Raw genomic sequence first — 1,776 nt, 5'->3', positions numbered from 1 at the left:
CTTCGCACTTTTTCAAACTAAACCCCGATTAAATAAGTGAACAATCCCCTCTCATCCTAAAGTCTAATTGTGGAAAACCATCAGTTGACAGAAAGTGGGCGTTATACAAACTTTCCAATAACGTTTAATAAAACGAATTCATAGCAACAATAAAATGGAAATTTATCTAGCTCGCCACATCAAGGCCCAAGGAGAGAAGCAATGAGTGAATCACACGTTTATCCGGTAAAAGAACATATTAAAGCAAATACCCATGCGGATAATGACACTTACCTAGCCATGTACCAGCAGTCTGTCTCTAACCCTGAAGGATTCTGGGCTGAGCACGGAAAAATCGTTGATTGGATCAAGCCATTCACTCAAGTTAAAAGTACTTCGTTCGATACTGGCCATGTAGACATTCGCTGGTTTGAAGACGGTACACTTAACGTTTCAGCCAACTGTATCGACCGTCACCTTGCTGATCGTGGTGATGAAGTGGCGATTATTTGGGAGGGTGATGACCCTGCCGACGACAAGACACTAACGTTTAACGAACTGCATAAAGAAGTGTGTCTATTTTCAAACGCTCTAAAAGAGCAAGGCGTTCGTAAAGGGGATGTTGTCTGCCTTTACATGCCAATGGTTCCAGAAGCTGCGGTTGCTATGCTTGCCTGTACACGTATTGGCGCGGTTCATACTGTTGTATTCGGTGGTTTCTCTCCAGAAGCGCTCTCTGGCCGTATCATTGATTCAGATGCAAAAGTGGTTGTGACTGCTGATGAAGGTGTTCGTGGTGGCCGCGCTGTGCCATTGAAGAAAAACGTTGATGAAGCACTGACTAACCCTGAAGTGAAGAACATTGAAAAAGTCTTTGTTTTCAAACGTACTGGTGGCGATATTGATTGGCATGAGCATCGTGATGTTTGGTGGCATGAAGCAACAGCATCAGTATCTGCTGACTGTCCACCAGAAGAGATGAAGGCTGAAGACCCACTGTTTATTCTTTATACCTCCGGCTCAACGGGTAAACCAAAAGGTGTGCTGCATACCACTGGCGGCTATCTCGTTTACGCCACCATGACATTCAAATATGTCTTTGATTATCAAGAAGGTGAAACATTCTGGTGTACCGCTGATGTCGGTTGGATCACAGGTCACACATACCTTATCTATGGGCCACTGGCGAATGGTGCTAAAACCATTCTATTTGAAGGCGTGCCAAACTATCCAAATACTAGCCGCATGAGTGAAGTAGTCGATAAGCATCAAGTTAATATTCTTTATACGGCACCAACCGCCATTCGTGCACTAATGGCAAAAGGCACTGAAGCGGTTGATGGCACATCAAGATCCAGCCTGCGAATCATGGGTTCCGTCGGTGAACCTATTAACCCTGAAGCATGGGAGTGGTATTACAAGACGATCGGTAATGAGAAGTCACCAATCGTTGATACATGGTGGCAAACAGAAACCGGTGGCATCTTAATCGCACCCCTACCAGGCGCTACCGATCTAAAACCAGGATCAGCAACCCGACCATTCTTTGGTGTACAGCCAGCCCTAGTTGATAATATGGGCAACATTATCGAAGAAACGGCAGCGGAAGGTAACCTGGTTATTCTCGACTCTTGGCCTGGGCAAATGCGAACGGTTTATGGCGATCATGAACGTTTTGAGCAAACTTACTTCTCCACCTTCAAAGGCATGTACTTCACCAGTGATGGTGCAAGACGTGATGAAGATGGTTATTACTGGATTACCGGCCGTGTCGATGACGTACTGAACGTATCGGGT

The 1,776-nt window shown here is 45.4% G+C and carries 1 protein-coding gene; it reads left to right on the top strand.

What is annotated here, in order from left to right; genetic code table 11:
• Nucleotides 1-201 precede the first annotated feature (201 nt).
• Nucleotides 202-1,776 (top strand): acetate--CoA ligase (gene acs, locus ACP45E_RS18695; RefSeq protein ID WP_069585422.1); only part of this gene is annotated, 1,575 nt, incomplete at its 3' end.

This window comes from Vibrio genomosp. F10 str. 9ZD137 (assembly GCF_049974785.1).
Lineage (GTDB): Bacteria > Pseudomonadota > Gammaproteobacteria > Enterobacterales > Vibrionaceae > Vibrio.
The sequence above is the reverse complement of the archived record's forward strand: the minus strand, read 5'-3'. Positions and strand labels throughout refer to the sequence as shown.